The 18,342-nt window shown below is 58.9% G+C and carries 14 protein-coding genes, 1 tRNA gene, 1 pseudogene and 1 riboswitch; of the genes and pseudogenes, 5 read left to right on the top strand and 11 right to left on the bottom strand.

Going from position 1 to position 18,342, the window contains the following annotated elements:
• Window positions 1-14: 14 nt before the first annotated feature.
• Window positions 15-1,901 (top strand): glycosyltransferase family 2 protein, encoded by a 1,887-nt coding sequence (locus tag ACFSE1_RS07440; protein ID WP_377398683.1) that lies wholly within the window; start codon window positions 15-17, stop codon window positions 1,899-1,901.
• Window positions 1,902-2,251: 350 nt separating this feature from the next.
• On the top strand, window positions 2,252-4,174 hold the full coding sequence (locus ACFSE1_RS07435) for an acyltransferase family protein (RefSeq protein ID WP_377398679.1): 1,923 nt from the start codon (window positions 2,252-2,254) through the stop codon (window positions 4,172-4,174).
• Window positions 4,175-4,385: 211 nt separating this feature from the next.
• Here the strand turns inward: ACFSE1_RS07435 and ACFSE1_RS07430 are convergent.
• Window positions 4,386-4,459: transfer RNA gene (locus ACFSE1_RS07430), tRNA-Gly, on the bottom strand.
• 65 nt (window positions 4,460-4,524) lie between these two features.
• Window positions 4,525-5,619 carry a 2'-deoxycytidine 5'-triphosphate deaminase gene (locus ACFSE1_RS07425; protein WP_377398676.1) on the bottom strand — a complete coding sequence of 365 codons (1,095 nt, stop codon included), beginning with the start codon at window positions 5,617-5,619 and terminating at the stop codon, window positions 4,525-4,527.
• Window positions 5,620-5,692: 73 nt separating this feature from the next.
• Window positions 5,693-5,771, top strand: a riboswitch (SAM riboswitch).
• A 45-nt stretch (window positions 5,772-5,816) separates the two neighbouring features.
• Here ACFSE1_RS07425 and ACFSE1_RS07420 point away from each other — a divergent pair.
• Both ACFSE1_RS07420 and apaG read left to right on the top strand, forming a co-directional pair.
• Window positions 5,817-7,001: an O-succinylhomoserine sulfhydrylase gene (locus ACFSE1_RS07420; protein WP_377398673.1), complete on the top strand. Its 1,185-nt coding sequence runs from the start codon at window positions 5,817-5,819 to the stop codon at window positions 6,999-7,001.
• 126 nt (window positions 7,002-7,127) lie between these two features.
• Window positions 7,128-7,520 (top strand): Co2+/Mg2+ efflux protein ApaG, encoded by a 393-nt coding sequence (apaG, locus tag ACFSE1_RS07415; RefSeq protein ID WP_377398670.1) that lies wholly within the window; start codon window positions 7,128-7,130, stop codon window positions 7,518-7,520.
• A 586-nt stretch (window positions 7,521-8,106) separates the two neighbouring features.
• Here the strand turns inward: apaG and ACFSE1_RS07410 are convergent.
• The 4 genes and pseudogenes from ACFSE1_RS07410 to ACFSE1_RS07395 all read right to left on the bottom strand — a co-directional run.
• Window positions 8,107-8,260: pseudogene (locus ACFSE1_RS07410) on the bottom strand (thiazole synthase); the annotation flags it as partial.
• A gap of 18 nt (window positions 8,261-8,278) precedes the next feature.
• On the bottom strand, window positions 8,279-9,268 hold the full coding sequence (locus tag ACFSE1_RS07405) for an Hsp33 family molecular chaperone (RefSeq protein ID WP_377398667.1): 990 nt from the start codon (window positions 9,266-9,268) through the stop codon (window positions 8,279-8,281).
• 360 nt (window positions 9,269-9,628) lie between these two features.
• The gene (argF, locus tag ACFSE1_RS07400) at window positions 9,629-10,546 is read right to left on the bottom strand and encodes an ornithine carbamoyltransferase (protein WP_377398664.1); all 918 of its coding nucleotides are present in this window, start codon (window positions 10,544-10,546) and stop codon (window positions 9,629-9,631) included.
• A gap of 74 nt (window positions 10,547-10,620) precedes the next feature.
• The gene (locus ACFSE1_RS07395) at window positions 10,621-11,817 is read right to left on the bottom strand and encodes an aspartate aminotransferase family protein (RefSeq protein WP_377398661.1); all 1,197 of its coding nucleotides are present in this window, start codon (window positions 11,815-11,817) and stop codon (window positions 10,621-10,623) included.
• A 346-nt stretch (window positions 11,818-12,163) separates the two neighbouring features.
• On the opposite strand from ACFSE1_RS07395, the gene ACFSE1_RS07390 reads away from it, so the two are divergent.
• A complete protein-coding gene (locus tag ACFSE1_RS07390) occupies window positions 12,164-12,787 on the top strand; it encodes a GcrA family cell cycle regulator (RefSeq protein WP_377398658.1) in 624 nt (207 codons plus the stop codon).
• Between the two features lie 230 nt (window positions 12,788-13,017).
• On the opposite strand, the gene phoB is transcribed toward ACFSE1_RS07390, so the two are convergent.
• The 5 genes from phoB to pstC are packed head-to-tail and all read right to left on the bottom strand — an operon-like array spanning window position 13,018 to window position 18,126.
• Entirely contained in the window at window positions 13,018-13,701 is a 684-nt protein-coding gene (phoB, locus tag ACFSE1_RS07385; protein ID WP_377398655.1) for a phosphate regulon transcriptional regulator PhoB, read from the bottom strand.
• Between the two features lie 28 nt (window positions 13,702-13,729).
• Window positions 13,730-14,440, bottom strand: coding sequence for a phosphate signaling complex protein PhoU (gene phoU, locus ACFSE1_RS07380; protein ID WP_377398652.1), 711 nt, complete (start codon window positions 14,438-14,440; stop codon window positions 13,730-13,732).
• A 53-nt stretch (window positions 14,441-14,493) separates the two neighbouring features.
• Window positions 14,494-15,309, bottom strand: coding sequence for a phosphate ABC transporter ATP-binding protein PstB (gene pstB, locus ACFSE1_RS07375; RefSeq protein WP_377398649.1), 816 nt, complete (start codon window positions 15,307-15,309; stop codon window positions 14,494-14,496).
• 16 nt (window positions 15,310-15,325) lie between these two features.
• A complete protein-coding gene (pstA, locus tag ACFSE1_RS07370) occupies window positions 15,326-16,645 on the bottom strand; it encodes a phosphate ABC transporter permease PstA (protein ID WP_377398646.1) in 1,320 nt (439 codons plus the stop codon).
• The gene (pstC, locus tag ACFSE1_RS07365) at window positions 16,642-18,126 is read right to left on the bottom strand and encodes a phosphate ABC transporter permease subunit PstC (RefSeq protein WP_377398643.1); all 1,485 of its coding nucleotides are present in this window, start codon (window positions 18,124-18,126) and stop codon (window positions 16,642-16,644) included. The genes pstA and pstC overlap by 4 nt, the downstream gene beginning before the upstream one ends.
• Between the last annotated feature and the right edge of the window lie 216 nt (window positions 18,127-18,342).

Genomic DNA, 18,342 nt, shown 5'->3' with positions numbered 1-18,342 from the left:
GGGAATATCCAGGTTTGGCAGATAGGCCGGGGCTGCACCGTCGGACCACGTCGGCGAAGCCTGCATTCCTCACTCTGGTGGAAGACTCTCGCGAGTCCGAGACATCGGCAATGGCGCTTCTCGGCCTTCCGGAACTTCTTATAAGGCGCCTCGCAACACAGGCGTCTCTTCATGGGACGTCCCTGGAGGAAGAACTTCTTCAACAGGGCTACATGCGTGAGGATGCCTATTACGGGGCTTTCGCGGACCTGCTCGGATTGCCTTTTCTGTCGAATATACCGGAGGGGGCAGTGCAGGACATGGAGGGCCTCGACACACAATTGCAGACCCCCTCGCAATTGCGAATTCGCGACGATGTGTCTGCGCCGGTCATTGCCATCGTGCCGCACGCGGCGCAACTGGAGCATTTGGCCCACCGCCTGCGGACAACGCCTTCCCTGCATCACCGCATGGTCATCACCACGCCTTCGGCAGTGCGACGGGCCGTCTGGGCAGCAGGAGCAAGTCGCAGAGTGCGCTCCGTCGTGTTCGAGCTTTTCGAAACCTTGCCAGATGCTTCCGCCCGCATTGTTGCAACCGGCAAGCAGGGCATGCTTGCCGGAATGGTGTTGGCCACGGTGCTGATTGCCTGTATGAGCAATCCGGGGCTGTTTTTTCCTCTCCTGCACATCCTTCTCTCCAGCATCTATTTCCTTGCCTTGATGTTGCGCTGCCTTGCTTTGATCCTCGTGCGTCAACAGGCTCCACCCCCTGCATTCATCGATCTTCCGCGGTCATTGCCGAGATATAGTGTCATGGTCGCCCTCTATCGGGAGGGTGACATGGTCGCGCAACTTGTCCGCAATCTGGACCGGCTGGAATGGCCCCGCTCGCTGCTGGATATCAAGCTGGTCTGCGAGGCGGATGATCGGGAAACACTGGATGCGCTGGCATCGATCGATCTGCCGCCGCACTTTGAGGTCGTTGAAGTCCCGGCCTTTCAGCCCCGCACCAAGCCGAAAGCGCTTTCCTATGCACTGGGCAGTGTGCGCGGTGAATTCGTTGCCGTTTACGATGCGGAGGATCGACCGCATCCCAAGCAATTGCTGGAGGCGCACCAGCGTTTTCGCCGCGTGCCCAGGGAGGTCGCCTGCCTCCAGGCGCCCCTTGTGATCGCCAATCTCGGAGAAAGCACCGTCAGCGCCTTGTTTGCCATGGAATATGCAGCCCTTTTCCGTGGAATACTGCCAATGCTGGCATGGATGAAAATGCCGCTGCCACTCGGAGGAACTTCCAATCACTTCCGCACCACAGTCCTGCGCGAGGTGGGAGGCTGGGACCCCTTCAACGTTACGGAAGATGCGGATCTCGGAATGCGTCTCTTCCGCAGCGGCTACCGTTCGCAGACGCTTCGATACCAGACACTCGAAGATGCACCGACCAGCTACGCCGTGTGGCTGGGACAAAGGACCCGATGGTTCAAGGGCTGGTTTCAAACCTGGCTGGTGGTGATGCGCCACCCCTGGACTGCGATCCGCGAGATGGGGCTTGGGCCCATGCTGATTTTTCAACTGATGATCGGCGGCATGCTCGTCTCAGCCTTACTTCACCCTCTGCTGCCGATCTTTCTTCTCACCTTTACGGGCCACCTGCTTTTCGAGCCGGACCAGCCGCCACATCTGATGGCAATTCTCGATCTCATCAATGTGGTCGCAAGCTATGGCGTCTTCCTGGCGCTTGGCTTCCGCTGCATGATCGGCGAGGAGAAGCGCCGCATCGGCTGGAAATGGCTGGCACTGCCGCTCTACTGGCTGATGGTTTCCGGAGCCGCATGGCGCGCAGCCAATGAACTGCGAAAAAAGCCCTTCTTCTGGAGCAAGACATCGCACAGACCGAGCGGCGCGACCGAGATGAAGGAGTGATTAAGGCAGAGTTCGAGCTGGCGATTGACAGGAAGACTGCATGGTGAACTGCGCCTGAACCTGAAGAGCCCTCATATGGTTGAAGGCTTCATTCATGTCTGCATCCACAACTTCGGTGGACAGATTTCCCCGGCTCTGTCAAAAGCGGACCAGGACGCGACCGCCGTTATCTTTAGAACGGGGTCGGGCGACAGATTGACGTCACGTTGTTGCCGCGAGAACACGCTGGCCGTCCTAATTTAATGCGAACTGGAATCGCCAGCTCTTGGCTATGCACGGATCCGGGCCTGCGCTTGTCTCCTCGTTTGAAGGAGGCTAAAGCCTTCAACTTTGCAACTCGGATAGACTTTGTGTTCCAGACGATGAAGCCGGTGGCCCTTGGTCATCCCGCAACGTACAGACCGGATATAGACGGACTGCGCGCAGTCGCCGTCCTCAGTGTCATTCTCTATCATTTCGGCGCGACATGGTTGCCAGGCGGCTTTACGGGTGTTGACGTCTTCTTTGTGATCTCCGGATACATCATCACATTCCACGCGTTAAACCGCCTCGAAAAAGGCACCTTCACAATTTCCGACTTCTACCGTCGTCGTATCAAGCGAATCGCGCCGCCTCTGATCCTGATGATCTCTTCGGTTCTAGCGTTTGGGTGGCTATTTTTGATGCCATCCGAATACGCTGAACTGGCTAAAAGCGCAGCCTACGCCGCGCTGGGTTTTGGAAATCTCTATTTCTATCACAACACCGAATATTTTGATCAGGCTGCCGAAACGCAACCCCTCCTCCATACTTGGTCTCTTGGGGTGGAGGAGCAATTCTATTTCGTCTGGCCGCTTATCTTGCTCGTGGGGTTAAGGCTGGTTGCAAATAAGAGCGTACTTCGGATGACGCTGGCCGCAGCAGTCATGCTGGGCTTCATCTATGCCGTATGGCAGACAAGCGACAATTCGAAGGCCGCTTTCTATCTCCCTCATCCACGCGCATGGGAAATTGGTCTGGGAGCATTGATTGCCTTCATGCCCAAGATCTCATCGGCAAAAATTGGGGAGACGCTTTCCGCAATGGGCCTCATCCTGATCGGATGGAGCGCCTTTACAATAAGTCAGCAAGACCTCTTTCCCGGACTCAATGCCAGCTATGCCTGCCTCGGAGCAGCGCTCGTAATCTGGCCAAAGGCCAACGCATCAACCTGCTCGAAGCTACTTTCACTTTCTTTCCTGCAAAATATCGGTCTGATTTCCTACGGCCTTTATCTTTGGCACTGGCCGCTGCTAGTGTTTTACCGCACCCTCACATTGGATCAATCGCCCGATGTTTTGGAGACTTTGGCGCTGTTGCTTGCATGCATGGCCATAAGTATCTTGAGCTATCGTTACGTTGAACGTCCAATAATCGAATCTAAGCGGACGATTGCTCGATACTTAACCGCCTGCGCTTGCACCGCGGCGGCGGCGGGTGTCGCCATCCATCATTGGCAAGGCGTCCCTGCTCGTTTGCCAGAGGATGTCATTGCCTATGCCGCCGGTGCAAACGACTATAGCTCACGCCGACCCACCTGCCATAGAACGGATGCATTCAATCCACCCCTTGAGCAGTCCTGTCGTTACGGGGATCAAGCGGCAACGCCCGAATTTGCTATTTGGGGTGACAGCCATGGCGTAGAGCTTGGTGAAGCAATAGGCGCACATCTGGCAAAGCAGGGACGGTCCATCCTAGGCGTGACCTACTCGTCATGCCCACCGGCCCTCAATTTTAAAGCTCCACTACAAAAGGGCTGCGAGGCCTTCACTGAGAAGGCAGTTGAGTATCTCGTCAACAAACACAACATCAAGACCGTTTTTCTGGCTGCTTACTACGAGTTTTACATGAACTCGCCGGGTGAACGCGACTTGTTGGCGGGGCTAACACAGACAGTAGCAGCCCTCGCAGCAGCAGGAAAGAATGTCGTACTCATTGCGTCTAATCCAGAGATCCCGGGGGTAAGCATACCCCAAGCTGCCGCCAGACTCGCGATGGTTGGTCAAGTCGATACTCTTGCTGTCACGTTGGAGGAGCATTACAGATACAGTGCAGTTGCTCACCATCAACTCAGCACTCTGGCCGCAAGACATGATCATGTCAGCGTTTTTGATCCAGCTGACACCCTTTGCCATGAGAGGCGATGCAGGCTGGTTGTCGAGGGTAAGCCGCTTCTATTCGATGACAACCACCTTAGCCGGACAGGAGCTGCCATGGTTGCGGCTGCGATGGTAAAATACTGGGAACGTCGCTAATCCTCCACAAGGCGGGCAGTAGCCCATGCGACAAACCCCGTACCGCGAGGAGCAGTTGCTGGCCAGATAATGCCACGCCATTAAGCGCGATCTGGCGAACAGGCGGCATGTACAGCCATCGGCTTTTCCGGTTGCCGATCCGTTACGGAACCATGCCTGTTGGTGTTAGCAGCCCGCTCGAGCGTGATGAAGGATTGAGACTACGAGTGGCTGGAGCGGGTGAAGGGAATCGAACCCTCGTATTCAGCTTGGGAAGCTGCTGCTCTACCATTGAGCTACACCCGCATGACAGGGCCTGAGAATTAGCATCAGGACCATTGGCATTTCAAGCAAAAACCGAGCGGGCTGGTTTACCCGCGGAAATGCTTCGAGAGCTTGAGGCCCTGCGCCTGATAGTTGGAACCGAGGCTTGAACCGTAGAGGCCTTGCGGGCGTTCCTGCATGTGCTCATAGACCAGACGGCCGACAATCTGCCCATGTTCGAGAATGAACGGCACCTCATGGCTGCGGACCTCAAGGACTGCACGGCTGCCAGTACCGCCTGCTGCGGCATGGCCGAAGCCCGGATCGAAGAAGCCCGCATAATGCACGCGAAACTCCCCGACCAGCGGGTCATAGGGGGTCATTTCCGCCGCATAGAGCGGCGGTACGTGAACCGCCTCGCGCGACACGAGAATGTAGAACTCATCCGGATCGAGGATCAAGTCGTCACGGCCACGGCTGTAGAGCGGCTCCCAGAAATCCAGCACATCATGCTGCGCCTTGCGATCCACATCGATCACCGAAGTATGGTGCTTGCCGCGATAGCCGATCAGGCCATCCGGCCCTGCCCCCTTGAGATCGATCGAGAGCGCGATACCGCCGCCGGAAACATTCGGCATTTCGCTCGCCACCAGCGTCTCTTCATGGTGGAGGGCAAGAACTTCCGCTTCGCTGAGCAGCGCATGGCCGACACGGAACCGGATCTGCGACAGGCGTGAACCGCGGCGCACGATGACCGGGAAGGTGCGCGGCGAGATTTCCAGATAGAGGGGCCCCGAATAGCCAGCCGGGATCTTGTCGAACTCCTGGGCGTAGTCGACCATCACGCGGGTAAAGATGTCCAGGCGCCCCGTCGAACTCTTCGGATTGGTCGAGGCGGAAAGCTCGGCTGGAAGATCCAGGCTTTCCATCAGCGGCACGATGTAGACACAGCCCGTTTCAAGCACCGCGCCCTGTTCAAGATCGATCTCGTGAAGGGTAAGCCGCTCCAGCTTGTCGGCAACCGTGTGATTGCGGCCCGGCATGAAGCTGGCGCGAACGCGCAGCGCCTTGGAGCCGAGCCTCAGATCGAGGCTGGCCGGCTGGATCTGGTCGGCATCCAGTTGAGCCTCGCTCTTCAGCTTGCCCGCCTCAAAAAGTGCGCCGATCGCGCGATCCGCCAAAATGCCAGCTTTACGTTCCATTGAACCTATTCCTTAATCGGGGGACAAAAGCAAAAGCGGGGAATTGACGCAAGCTCTCTATCGGCGTATGCGAGACTTATCCCGTGGTGATTTGGCCGGTCGGCTTGCAGCCACGTTAAACAAGTGGCTAAAAGGACCGGGTGCAAAACCGGTCCGTCTGCGACCGGTTTTTTTTGTTTGTGGAATGGGACACGCATATGAGCAAGACCTGGCGCCCGGCAACCAAGCTCGTTCACGAAGGCACGCTGCGTTCGCCTTTCGGTGAGACATCCGAAGCAATCTTTCTCACACAGGGCTTCGTTTACGAAAACTCGGCATCCGCAGAGGCCCGCTTCAAGGGCGAGACCGACGGCTTCATCTACGCGCGCTATGGCAGCCCCACCAACGACATGTTCGAAAAGCGCATGATTGCGCTGGAAGGGGCTGAAGACGCCCGCGCTACCGCATCCGGCATGGCCGCCGTTTCCGCTGCCATTCTTTGCCAGGTCAAGGCAGGCGACCATATTGTTGCAGCCCGCGCCCTGTTCGGCTCCTGCCGCTACATCGTGGAAACGCTTGCCCCCAAATATGGCGTGGAATGCACGCTGGTGGACGGTCGCGACCTGAAAAACTGGGAAGCCGCCATTCGTCCCAACACCAAGGTCATGTTCCTGGAAAGCCCGACCAATCCGACGCTGGAAGTGGTGGATATTGCCGGCGTGGCAAAGCTTGCCAACCAGATCGGCGCCAAGCTGGTGGTCGACAATGTTTTCGCAACACCGCTTTTCCAGAAGCCGCTGGAACTGGGCGCGCATGTCGTCGTCTATTCCGCGACCAAGCACATCGACGGCCAGGGGCGCTGCCTCGGCGGCATCGTTCTGTCCAGCAAGGACTGGATCAATGAGAACCTGCACGATTACTTCCGCCACACCGGGCCGGCCATGTCTCCCTTCAATGCCTGGACGCTTCTGAAGGGTCTGGAAACACTGCCGCTGCGCGTGAAGCAGCAGACGCAGACTGCGGCGCGCCTTGCCGACTTCCTGGCCGATCAGGGCAAGGTGGCCAAGGTCATCTATCCGGGACGCAAGGACCATCCGCAGGCCGATATCATCGCCAAGCAGATGACCGGCGGCTCAACGCTGGTCTGCTTCGAGCTGAAGGGCGGCAAGGATGCAGCCTTCGCGCTTCAGGATGCGCTGGAGGTGGTGAAGATTTCCAACAATCTGGGCGACGCCAAGAGCCTGATCACGCATCCAGCGACAACCACACACAAGAACCTGACCGACGAAGCGCGGGCAGAGCTTGGCATTTCCGCTGGCACCTTGCGCATTTCCTGCGGTATCGAGGACACGGACGATCTGATCGACGATCTGGCGCAGGCGCTGTCGAAGGTCGCCAACTGACATGTTTACCTTGACGGTTAGGATTAACCGTCAAATTTAGGGGGTTCACGGCTTCTGGAGCGGGCGCATTTCTTGACCTTGCGCCCGACCTGTACGATATCCCTTCTACGCAATGAGGTATGGCACATGTACCGTGCACGGACGAAGGATATCGAAGTCGAGGTGGAGCCCTATTATCTGGAGGATCAGTCCGATCCAGATGAGAACCGCTACGTCTGGGGCTACAAGGTTGTTATTGCCAATCACTCCTCTCACACTGTGAGATTGATGCACCGCTACTGGCACATCACGGATCAAAACGGTGTTGTCGATGAGGTGGAAGGCCCCGGTGTGGTGGGTGAGCAGCCGCGGCTGGAGCCGGGCGATACCTATGAATATTCATCCGGCTGCCCGCTCGACACGCCATCCGGCATGATGTTCGGCCATTACCAGATGCAAACCGATGACGGGCAAACCTTCATCGTCGATATTCCGGCCTTCTCGCTGGATTCCCCCGGCCTTCTGCGCACGCTGAACTGAAGCTCTGAGACTTCGGAGTTCATGCTGTTTCGCGAGCTTATCGCTTTTCAAAAAACCGGCGGCATGCGCCAATAGTCACGCGGTTCAGTGAACCCGTGGCATAGAGACTGTCAGGCCGGGGCGCTGAAAGCTGCCTCGTATGGGTAGTTATAAGTGACACCTTTCAGCGCCCCGTTCAGCGGTTTTTGCACGCGACTCCGGTCTCTCTGCCTGGAATGATGGGGAAGCCCTTTGACCGCCGCCTGACCGAAACCGGCCGGACTACAGACGGCGAAGCCTGACCCTCACCACTCCCCATGTGTGCCGCACAGGCACGCCCGGCGCGCTCCTTCGGAGATGAAGAGGCAGGCTGACGTCCGACGCCTGACCGCTTCCTCCGTTGTCGCCAGAGGGAGACCATTTTCCGCGCACCCGGACATGAGGGTTTTGCGTCTTGCCCCTCACACCCGCGCCGGCCCCGCATCGCCAGCACGCCTGCTGGTGTAACCGTTGCGGAACGGCCAAATTCAAACACAGGTTTTGGGGCTGGCGTATGGAAAAATGCTAAGTGGTTGATGGGGTTGGGCGGCTCTCAGCAGCTATACACCTACCCGAACACTGCTTTGCCGATGACGGGCGTGGAGGGAACCGCCATCTCGCGCGGCTCCAGCAGGCCTGCGGAAAAGCCGAGCCCGCCCGTCTCACCATGGCCAACGCAAAAGCCTTGGCCATTGTGAGGCGGGATTATCGGCACCGGAGACCGGCATCAGGCAGTGTGGTCAGTTCGGTTTGAATTCCGAAGCATCGTAGCGATAGGTGGTGGAGCAGAACTCGCAGGTGACGGAGATTTCGCCGTTCTCGAGGCTCTCCTCAATCTCCTCTGCCGAGAAGCCACCCAGCACGCCCTTGATCTTGTCGCGCGAGCAACTGCAACGATCCATGACGATCTGCGGCTCATAGACCCGCACGCCCCGCTCATGGAACAGGCGATAGAGCAGCCGTTCAATGCCCACCTGCGGATCGGTCAATTCGTCCGTATCCACCGTTTCCACCAGCATGCTGGCTTCGGCCCAGGCGTCATCCTCGACGAAATCCGCATCGCGCTCATCGCCATCGCCGCCGTGGATATCCGGCTGGCGCATCCGCTCCGGCGCTTCCGGCAGGAACTGCGCCAGAACACCACCGGCACGCCAGGCATGGCGGGCCTTGCCATCGGCATCGCGATCGAACAATTCCGCGACACCCAGCCGAACCTTGGTGGGGATCTGCTCTGACTGGCGGAAATAGACACCGGCAATTTCTTCCAGAGACGAGCCATCGAGCGGCACGATGCCCTGATAGGGCTGCATGCCATGGCCCTGATCGATGGTGAAGGCCAGAACGCCGTGGCCCATAAGCTCGGTCGGCGAAACCTTGCCTGCCTTCACCGCAGCATCCAGCGCCGCTTCATCGAAGCGGGCATAGGCGCGCATGTTCTGCGGGCTGGTGAAATCCGCCACCAGGAGATCGACCGGGCCATCGCCCTTGGTCTGCACGGTAAAGCGGCCTTCAAACTTCAAGGACGTGCCGATGAGCGCGGTCAGGACAATGGCCTCGGCCAGCAGACGCGCAACGGGCGCAGGATAATCGTGACGTCCCAGAATCTGGTTCAGAAGCGGGCCCATCTGCACCGCACGGCCGCGCACATCCAGACCTTCCACCTGGAAGGGGACAACGCGATCATCGCCTGCAAGTTGAAGTTCACTGAGATCGACGGTGGCTTCTGCCATGACTTGACTCCTTCGCGCCGGAGCTTTCCATTTCGCACATATGGCGCCTCAGCGGAACCGCTTACTGCATAATTCCTTAAATCGAACCCGATTTTAAGGCAAAAATTATGCAGCAAATTTAAAGCGTTACAGCGTCCTTTGTGCGCCATATAGGACGCAGGGCGCTGTAAGTATGGAAACAGGCCGACGATTTTTGTGTTGGATCGCGCCCCGGAAAACGGAGGCAGCATTTGAAGACCGACACATGGGAATGCCGCCTGCCGAAATCAAGGCAGACGGCAAAGTGCCGACGATCCGGTTCTGCTTTGGCCAGAGGCATTTCCCGACGGAAAACCGGAGACCGCTTTTTCTGGAAAGGCTCTAGATCGCGCCGAAGCACCAGGCCAGAACAGACTTCTGCGCATGCAGGCGGTTTTCCGCCTCATCGAAGACCACAGACTGCGGGCCATCGATAACCTCATCGGTGACTTCCTCACCGCGATGGGCGGGCAGGCAGTGCATGAACAGGGCATCCTTATTGGCCTTTGCCATCAGCTGCTCATTCACCTGGAATGGCTGGAAGATGTTATGGCCACGGGCCTTATGCTCCTGGTTCATCGAGACCCAGGTATCGGTGACGACCATATCCGCACCTTCAACGGCACGCTCCGCATCATGGCACAGCATGATATCGCCGCCATTGTTGCGTGCCCAGTTCAGGTACTTGTCCAGCGGCTCGGAGCCCAGCGGCACGGCCATATTCATGCGATAGCCGAAGCGCGCAGCACCTTCGACGAAAGAATGCAGCACATTGTTGCCATCGCCCGTCCAGGCAAATGTCTTGCCAGCAACCGGGCCGCGATGTTCTTCATAGGTCAGAAGATCCGCCATGATCTGACAGGGATGGGTCTCATCCGTCAGGCCATTGATGACCGGAACCGTTGCATGCTCTGCCAATTCCAGCAGGCGCGTGTGGTCCGTGGTGCGGATCATGATGGCATCGACATAGCGCGACAGAACGCGGGCCGTATCGCCAATGGTTTCAGCGCGGCCAAGCTGCATTTCCGTGCCGGAGAGAAACAGCGTTTCGCCGCCCAGCTGGCGCATGCCCACATCGAAGGAGACGCGGGTGCGCGTGGACGGCTTTTCAAAGATCATGGCCAGCATCTTGCCCGCCAGCGGCTTATCCGCGGTGCCAGCCTTGGTGGCCTGCTTGCGGGTGCGTGCATCATCCAGAATGGTGCGCAACTCACCGGCGGAGACGGCAGAGAAATCGAGAAAATGCTTCGGAGATGCCATGATACAATCCATTGAGCCCCGATGGGCTATTGAGGCGCCGTCCGGCGGCCCGTTTCGCTCAAAACCTGCCGGCTTCAGGCCGACTTCTTCAACTGCTCGTTATGTAGCTTTTCCGCTGCGCGCTCAATGCGGGCAATGCCTTCGCGCGCCTCTTCCGCAGTGACCACCAGCGGCGGAAGCAGACGGATGACGTTATCACCCGCGGGAACGCCCAGAATATGCTCCTCGCGCATGGCCGTGACCAGCTCACCCGCCGGGACGCGCGCCTTGATGCCGAGCATCAGCCCTTCGCCGCGAATATCCTCGATCACATGCGGGAAGCGATCCTTCAAGGCTGCGAGACCCTGGCGGAACACCAGCGCGACATCGCGCACATGCTCCAGGAAACCATCGCCCAGAACGACATCCAGAACGGCATTGCCAACAGCCATGGCCAGCGGATTGCCGCCATAGGTGGTGCCATGCACGCCGGGCTTCATGCCGGATGCCGCCTCTGCTGTGGCAAGGCAGGCACCGAAGGGGAAGCCGCCGCCGATACCCTTGGCAACCGCCATGATATCTGGCGCAACACCCGACCATTCATGCGCAAAGAACTTGCCAGTGCGGCCAACGCCCGTCTGCACCTCATCGAACATCAGAAGCAGGCCGTGGCTATCGCAAAGCGCACGCAGTTCTTTCAGCAATTCCTTCGGCACGACGCGGATACCGCCCTCACCCTGGATCGGCTCGATCAGGATGGCGGCCGTGTTTTCGGTAATGGCAGCCTTCAACGCATCCAGATCGCCGAACGGCACCTGATCGAAACCCTGCGCCTTGGGGCCGAAGCCTTCCAGATACTTCTCCTGACCGCCAGCAGCGATGGTCGCAATCGTGCGGCCATGGAAGGCACCTTCGAAGGTGATGATATGGAACTTCTCAGGATGCCCCTTGGAATAGTGGTAGCGCCGCGCAGTCTTGATGGCGCATTCCAGCGCCTCCGCACCGGAATTGGTGAAGAACACCTTATCCGCGAAAGTGGCATCCACCAGACGGCGCGCCAGGCGCTCCTGATCCGGGATCTCGTAAAGGTTGGAAAGATGCCAGACCTTATCTGCCTGATCCTTCAACGCACCGACGAGATGCGGATGCGCATGACCGCACGAGGTGACGGCCACGCCAGCGCCGAAATCGAGATATCGCTCGCCAGATTCCGTCACGAGCCAGACGCCCTCACCGCGCACAAAACGCAGCGGAGCCCTTGCAAACGTGTCGAAAAGCGCGGCTTCAGCCATGGCGACATCACTCCTTGGGCAGTTGTCTCAAACGGTGTGCGGCATGCGCCGCGTAAAATTAAAATGCCGCCCCAGTGGACGGCGTGGGCACTATCGGCATTTCATCCGCGCGTGTCAACAAATCGCTGGGAATTAAGGGCATTTCAGCATAGGTGCGCAGACGTGACTCACGGTTGAATCGCTGTGGCAAAAATGACTCTGTTGTCAAGCAAGTTGGGGAAAACCCGGAAATCGATTCGCTGCGATTCCGCCGACTCTTGCCACCGAGTCCACCGCCTATTAGGTTAATCATCAATTACTAGACTGCATGCGGCGGAACTAGTCACCGAAAGTATAGATGTAGTACATGCGACGAATTATATTTGTCGCAACGGTGAGTGATTCTGTCTTTTATGCGTGCTCAAGGCGGAGAGACTGCATGAACTGGACAGACGAACGTGTCGAGAAGTTAAAGAGGCTATGGGCCGAGGGCCTGAGCGCCAGCCAGATTGCGGCGCAACTGGGCGGTGTAAGCCGCAACGCTGTGATCGGCAAGGTCCATCGCTTGAACCTGCCGGGCCGCGTGAAAGCAGGCGGCACTGCAACCCCGACACGCGCACCGAAGCGCCCTGCGGCCCCGCAGCAGCGCCCGGCAAGCTTTGCTGCCCGCCCGGCCTCCCAGGCGCCGTTGCGCCAGCCACGCCCAGCCGATATCGCGGCCATGCAGGACGAGATCGAGGCGTCCGCATCGGAACCGAGAATTCTGGAAACGGTTGGAAATTCGGTTGTGCCTATGGCCCGCCGCCTGACCCTGACGGAACTGACCGAGCGCACCTGCAAGTGGCCGGTTGGCGACCCGCTGAAGGACGATTTCCACTTCTGCGGCGCGGAAGCTTGCGACGGTTCGCCTTACTGCAAGTATCACGCCCGTATGGCCTATCAGCCGGTGAATGAGCGTCGCAGAGCCGCCAACGCTGTCGCTCGCGGCTGATACAAGCCGAAAGACATGAAATTAAAAAAGCGGGACATGTGCCCGCTTTTTTTGTGCCTGCCATAACGCTGCCAAAGAAATACCCGGCATCTTTAAAGCGTGTCGCGATCTTTCGGATCCGCTCCCCACGCTTTAAGTTTTTGTTTCACCGCATGTTGTTAGCGCAAAACCGCTGCACGCTTTTGCGCAACATGCTCCAGGCACCGGGCTGCTTTGCAGACATTGGAAATTCAAGCTTCCATGGAATAGCCGGCACCGCGCACCGTGCGGATGACATCCTGCATGTTGGAGAAGTTGAGCGCCTTGCGCAGACGGCCGACATGCACATCAACCGTACGCTCATCCACGTAGATATCGTGGCCCCAGACACCATCCAGCAATTGCGAACGGGAGAAAACACGGCCAGGTGACGCCATGAGAAACTCCAGCAGGCGGAACTCTGTCGGACCCAGGCGCACTTCCCGGCTCTTGCGATGCACGCGATGCGTTTCACGATCAAGCTCGATATCGCCGCAGCGCAGCACGCTGGACAGAACCTCAGGCTTTGCCCGCCGCAGCATGGCCTTCACCCGCGCCATAAGCTCCGGTGTCGAAAAGGGCTTCACCACGTAATCGTCGGCGCCAGTCGCAAGGCCACGAACGCGTTCGTTTTCCTCGCCGCGGGCCGTGAGCATGATGATCGGCAGGCGCTCGGTCTCCGGGCGCATGCGCAACCGGCGGCACAGCTCGATGCCGGACACGCCGGGCAGCATCCAATCCAGGATCAGAAGATCCGGAACGCGCTCCTGAAGGCGGATTTCCGCCTCGTCGCCCCGCAGGATGGTTTCAACCTCATAGCCTTCGGCCTCGAGGTTATAACGCAGGAGGACGCTCAGCGCCTCCTCGTCCTCGACAACAGCGATTTTGGGCAGCATGGCTTTTTCGTACTCCGGCCTGACGCGCTTATTCGGTCACAGCGCCAAGCGTGTTGGACGTATCGTCCTTCGGACGTTCGCCCTGCGGCTGCGCACCCGTCGCGATATAATAGATGGTTTCGGCGATATTGGTCGCGTGATCACCAATGCGCTCGATGTTCTTGGCGCAGAACAGGAGGTGCGTGCAGGTGGTGATGTTGCGCGGATCTTCCATCATGTAGGTCAGAAGCTCGCGGAAGAGCGAGGTGTACATGGCGTCGATTTCCTCGTCGCGCTGGCGAATGGCCTCGGCCTTCTGCGCAGAGCGATTGGCAAACACATCCAGCACTTCCTTGAGCTGGACAAGCGCCAGTTCGGACAGATGTTCGAGGCCCCGCGCCAGCTTGCGCGGCACGCCCGTTCCCTGCACCGCCATGACGCGCTTGGCATTGTTCTTGCCAAGATCGCCAACACGCTCGAGATCGGCTGCAATGCGCAGCGTGCCGATGATTTCGCGAAGGTCCGACGCCATGGGCTGACGCTTGGCGATGGTGACAATCGCCTTTTCCTGGATCTCGCGCTCGGCCGTATCCAGGATCACATCATCCGAGATGACCTTCTGCGCCAGGGCGCCATCGGCATTGACCAGCGCGCGCACGGCATCGGCACACATCTGTTCGGCAAGGCCACCCATCTCGGAGATGCGGCGGTTCAGGTATTTCAGCTCTTCATCAAAGGCTGACATGATATGCGATGACATGAATTTTTCCTCGGATCTGGCGTTATCGAAGCGGTCAGGATGCGGTCTCAGGGTCAGCCGAAGCGGCCCATGATGTAATCCTGCGTGCGCTGATCGTCCGGGTTGGTAAACATCTTGTCGGTATCGTTCTCTTCCACCAGCTGGCCCAGATGGAACATGGCCGTGCGCTGCGACACGCGCGCCGCCTGCTGCATGGAGTGTGTGACGATCACGATGGTGTAGTTGGTCCGCAGTTCGTGGATCAGCTCTTCCACCTTGGCTGTCGCAATCGGGTCAAGCGCCGAGCAGGGCTCATCCATCAGGATGACTTCCGGCGAAACGGCGATCGCACGCGCGATGCAGAGGCGCTGCTGCTGGCCGCCGGACAGGCCGGTGCCGGATTCATGCAGGCGATCCTTCACCTCGTTCCAGAGACCTGCTCTTTGCAGGCTGGCTTCCACGATCTGGTCCATATCCGCCTTGTTGCGGGCGAGACCATGAATGCGCGGGCCGTAGGAGATGTTCTCGTAGATCGACTTCGGGAACGGGTTCGGCTTCTGGAACACCATGCCGACGCGGGCGCGAAGTTCAACGACATCGATGGCCGCATCGTAGATATCGTCGGCATCGAGCGTGATGCGGCCGGTCACGCGGCAATTTTCAATCGTATCGTTCATGCGGTTGAGCGTCCGCAGGAAGGTGGACTTGCCGCAGCCGGACGGACCGATGAGGGCCGTGACGGTGTTCTGGCGGACGTTCAGGTTCACATCGAACAGCGCGCGCTTTTCGCCGTAATAAACCGACACGTCCTTGCCGATCATCTTGTAGGAAACGTCATTCATTTTCTGATCCAGCGCCTTTTCTACTGCTGCTTCGGACATCATGTTCATGGATCCGTCTCCTTGACTACCAACGTCTTTCGAAGCGCCGCCGCAAGAGGATTGCGCCGACATTCATGACAATGAGGAACAGGAGCAGGATGATGATCGCTCCCGAGGTGCGCTCGACGAAGGCACGCTCTGCCTCGTTGGCCCACATGTAGATCTGTACCGGCAGGGCCGTGGAGGGGTCCATCGGCGTCGTCGGATAATTGGCAACGAAGGCGACCATGCCGATCAGAAGCAGCGGAGCCGTTTCGCCAAGCGCATGCGCCAGGCCGATGATCGTGCCGGTCAGGATGCCGGGCATTGCCAGCGGCAGGACATGGTGGAAGATGGTCTGCATCTTCGAGGCACCAAGGCCAAGCGCTGCCGAGCGAATGGAGGGCGGCACGGCCTTCAGCGCAGCGCGGGTCGCGATGATGATGGTTGGCAGGGTCATCAGGGTGAGCACGAAGCCGCCGACCAGCGATGCCGAACGCGGCAGCCCCATGAAGTTGATGAACACTGCAAGACCCAGCAGACCGTAAACGATGGAGGGTACGGCTGCGAGGTTGTTGATGTTGACCTCGATCAGATCGGTAAAGCGGTTCTTCGGCGCAAATTCTTCCAGATAGATGGAAGCGGCAACACCGATAGGCAGCGACAGCACCAGAACGATCAGCATCATGTAGAAGGAGCCGATCAGCGCCACGCCGACACCGGCAGCCTCAGGACGGCTGGAAGCACCGTTGAAGAAAATGCCGGTGTTGAAGTGCTTGGCCAAGGCACCGGCTTCCGCCAGCTGCTTCATCCAGCCAACCTGCTGGTCGGATACCTTGCGGTTTTCCTGCGTGACCGACAGATCGATCTGGCCCTTGAAGGCGGAGTCCAGATCGCCCGCCGCCAGCAGCGTCACCGTCTGCGTCGTGCCGATGATGGCCGGATTTGCCACGACCATATCGCGCAATTGAACGCGCACGCCATCGGACAGCATCTGGCTGACTTCACGCAGCTTTGCCCGGTCTGTGGTGGAGATGCCCAGGGCCTTGGCCAGCGCATTGCGGGCCAGGATCGGATAGTTGGCCGTCATCAGCAGCTGCGCATTGGTTTCGCGCTGGTTCTGCGGATCGATGACCTGCTGGGAAAACTCGACCGGCAGCGTGATCATGGTTTGCTGAAAGGCGGTATAGCCCTTTGAAACCACCGACCAAAGCAGCACGAAGAGAAAGATCAGGCCGAAGGAGAGCGCGGCAATGCCATAGGCGCGGAAACGACGTTCTGCGGCATAACGCTTCTTGAGGCCGATATCGCGGCGCGGCGCGCGAACGCCCGTGGCGATGGCCGTGGGTGTAACGACCTGGCTCATTCGTACTGCTCCCGGTATTTGCGCACGATGTAGAGCGCGTAGATGTTGAGGCAAAGCGTGATGACGAACAGGGTAATACCCAGCGCAAAAGCCACCAGCGTTTGTGGAGAGGTAAATTCAAGGTCACCCGTCAACTGGCTGACGATCTTGACCGTCACTGTGGTCATGGGCTCGAACGGATTGAGCTGAATGCGGGCCGCAACACCGGCTGCCAGCACGACAATCATGGTTTCGCCGATGGCACGCGAGGCCGTCATCAGGATGGCGCCGACAATACCCGGCAGGGCCGCAGGCAGAACCACCCGCTTGATGGTTTCAGACCGTGTGGCACCGAGACCCAGCGAACCGTCGCGCAGCGCACGGGGCACGGCGGTGATGATATCGTCCGACAGCGAGGAGACGTACGGGATCAGCATGATGCCCATGACGAAGCCTGCGGTAATGACGCTCTGTGCCTGAATGAAGTTGGCGTAATTGCCCGTGGCCAGCCCGTTGATCTGCGAGGAGATATCGCGAAGGAAGGGACCGACGGTGGTCAGCGCGAAGAAGCCGTAAACAATGGTCGGGATACCCGCCAGCACTTCCAGAAGCGGCTTGGCGATGGAACGCACCTTGGGAGAGGCGTATTCCGACATGTAGATGGCGGAGAAGAGGCCGATAGGCACGGCGAACAACATGGCGACGAAGCCGATATAGAGCGTGCCGAGCAACAGCGGAATGAGACCGAACTGACCTTCCGAGGCCGTTGCACCGGCCGCGGCAAAACGCGGATCCCAGACGGTTCCGAAGAAGAATTCGTGCGCCGGAACACGGCCGAAGAAATGGGTCGCCTCGGTCAGCATCGACGCAATGATGCCGATGGTGGTCAGAATGGCAATCGACGAGGCGACAACCAGGCTGGCCAGAATGACAGATTCGACCTTGTTTCTGGCACGGAAGCGCGGCGCGATGAGCCGGTAGGCCAGCATTGCACCTGCCACGGCAACGATCAGCACAAGGCCGTTGCGCAACAGGTTGCTGGTGGCGTTCATGCTGTTCAGGTCATTGGCGGCCTTGACCATATAGGGCTCGGGATCGCCTGCAATGGCGACGCCACGCGACCCCATCAGCGGACGCAAATCTGCGGGGTTACGCTCTGCCTGCTCCCGCTCTTCCGGCGAAAGGGCGAGCATACCGCGCGCAATGCCTTCGATCATGCCGAAGGCAAGGCCTTGGGTGGCTTGCGGCTGGGCCTGCACATCAGCCGGAAAATCGCCGCGAATGCTGGAATTGATGACGGCAGGTGCCGCAACCAGCCAGACGCCCAGCAAAAGCAGTGCGGGCAGCGCGGACCAGACGGCAACGAACATGCCGTAATAGCCCGGGCGGGAATGCATGCTGGACGAGCGACCGCCCGCCAGCGCCGATGCGCGGCGGCTGCCGGCCAGATAGCCGATGAGCGCTATCGCAAGCGTAATCAACAGGAGCATGGAAGTGGTCATAAAATCCCCCGGCTTGGGCCTAAAGCGTGTCGCGATCTTTCAGAAATTGCGCCCGCCGCTTTCATTCTTTGTTTTTTAAGCCTGTCGTTCTCGCAAAACCGCTGCACACTTTCACGCGACAGGCCTCGCGACAGAAACTTGAAGCCTTGTCGCGCACCTCTTTCAAAAGAGGCCGTACAGAATTCCGGTTAACAGGATACTGAGCCCGTCGCGGCA

It is taken from the genome of Affinirhizobium helianthi, from assembly GCF_042680945.1.
GTDB classification, from domain to species: Bacteria; Pseudomonadota; Alphaproteobacteria; order Rhizobiales; family Rhizobiaceae; genus Neorhizobium; species Neorhizobium helianthi.
Note: the sequence above shows the minus strand (reverse complement) of the source record. Positions and strands in the feature narration are given on the sequence as shown.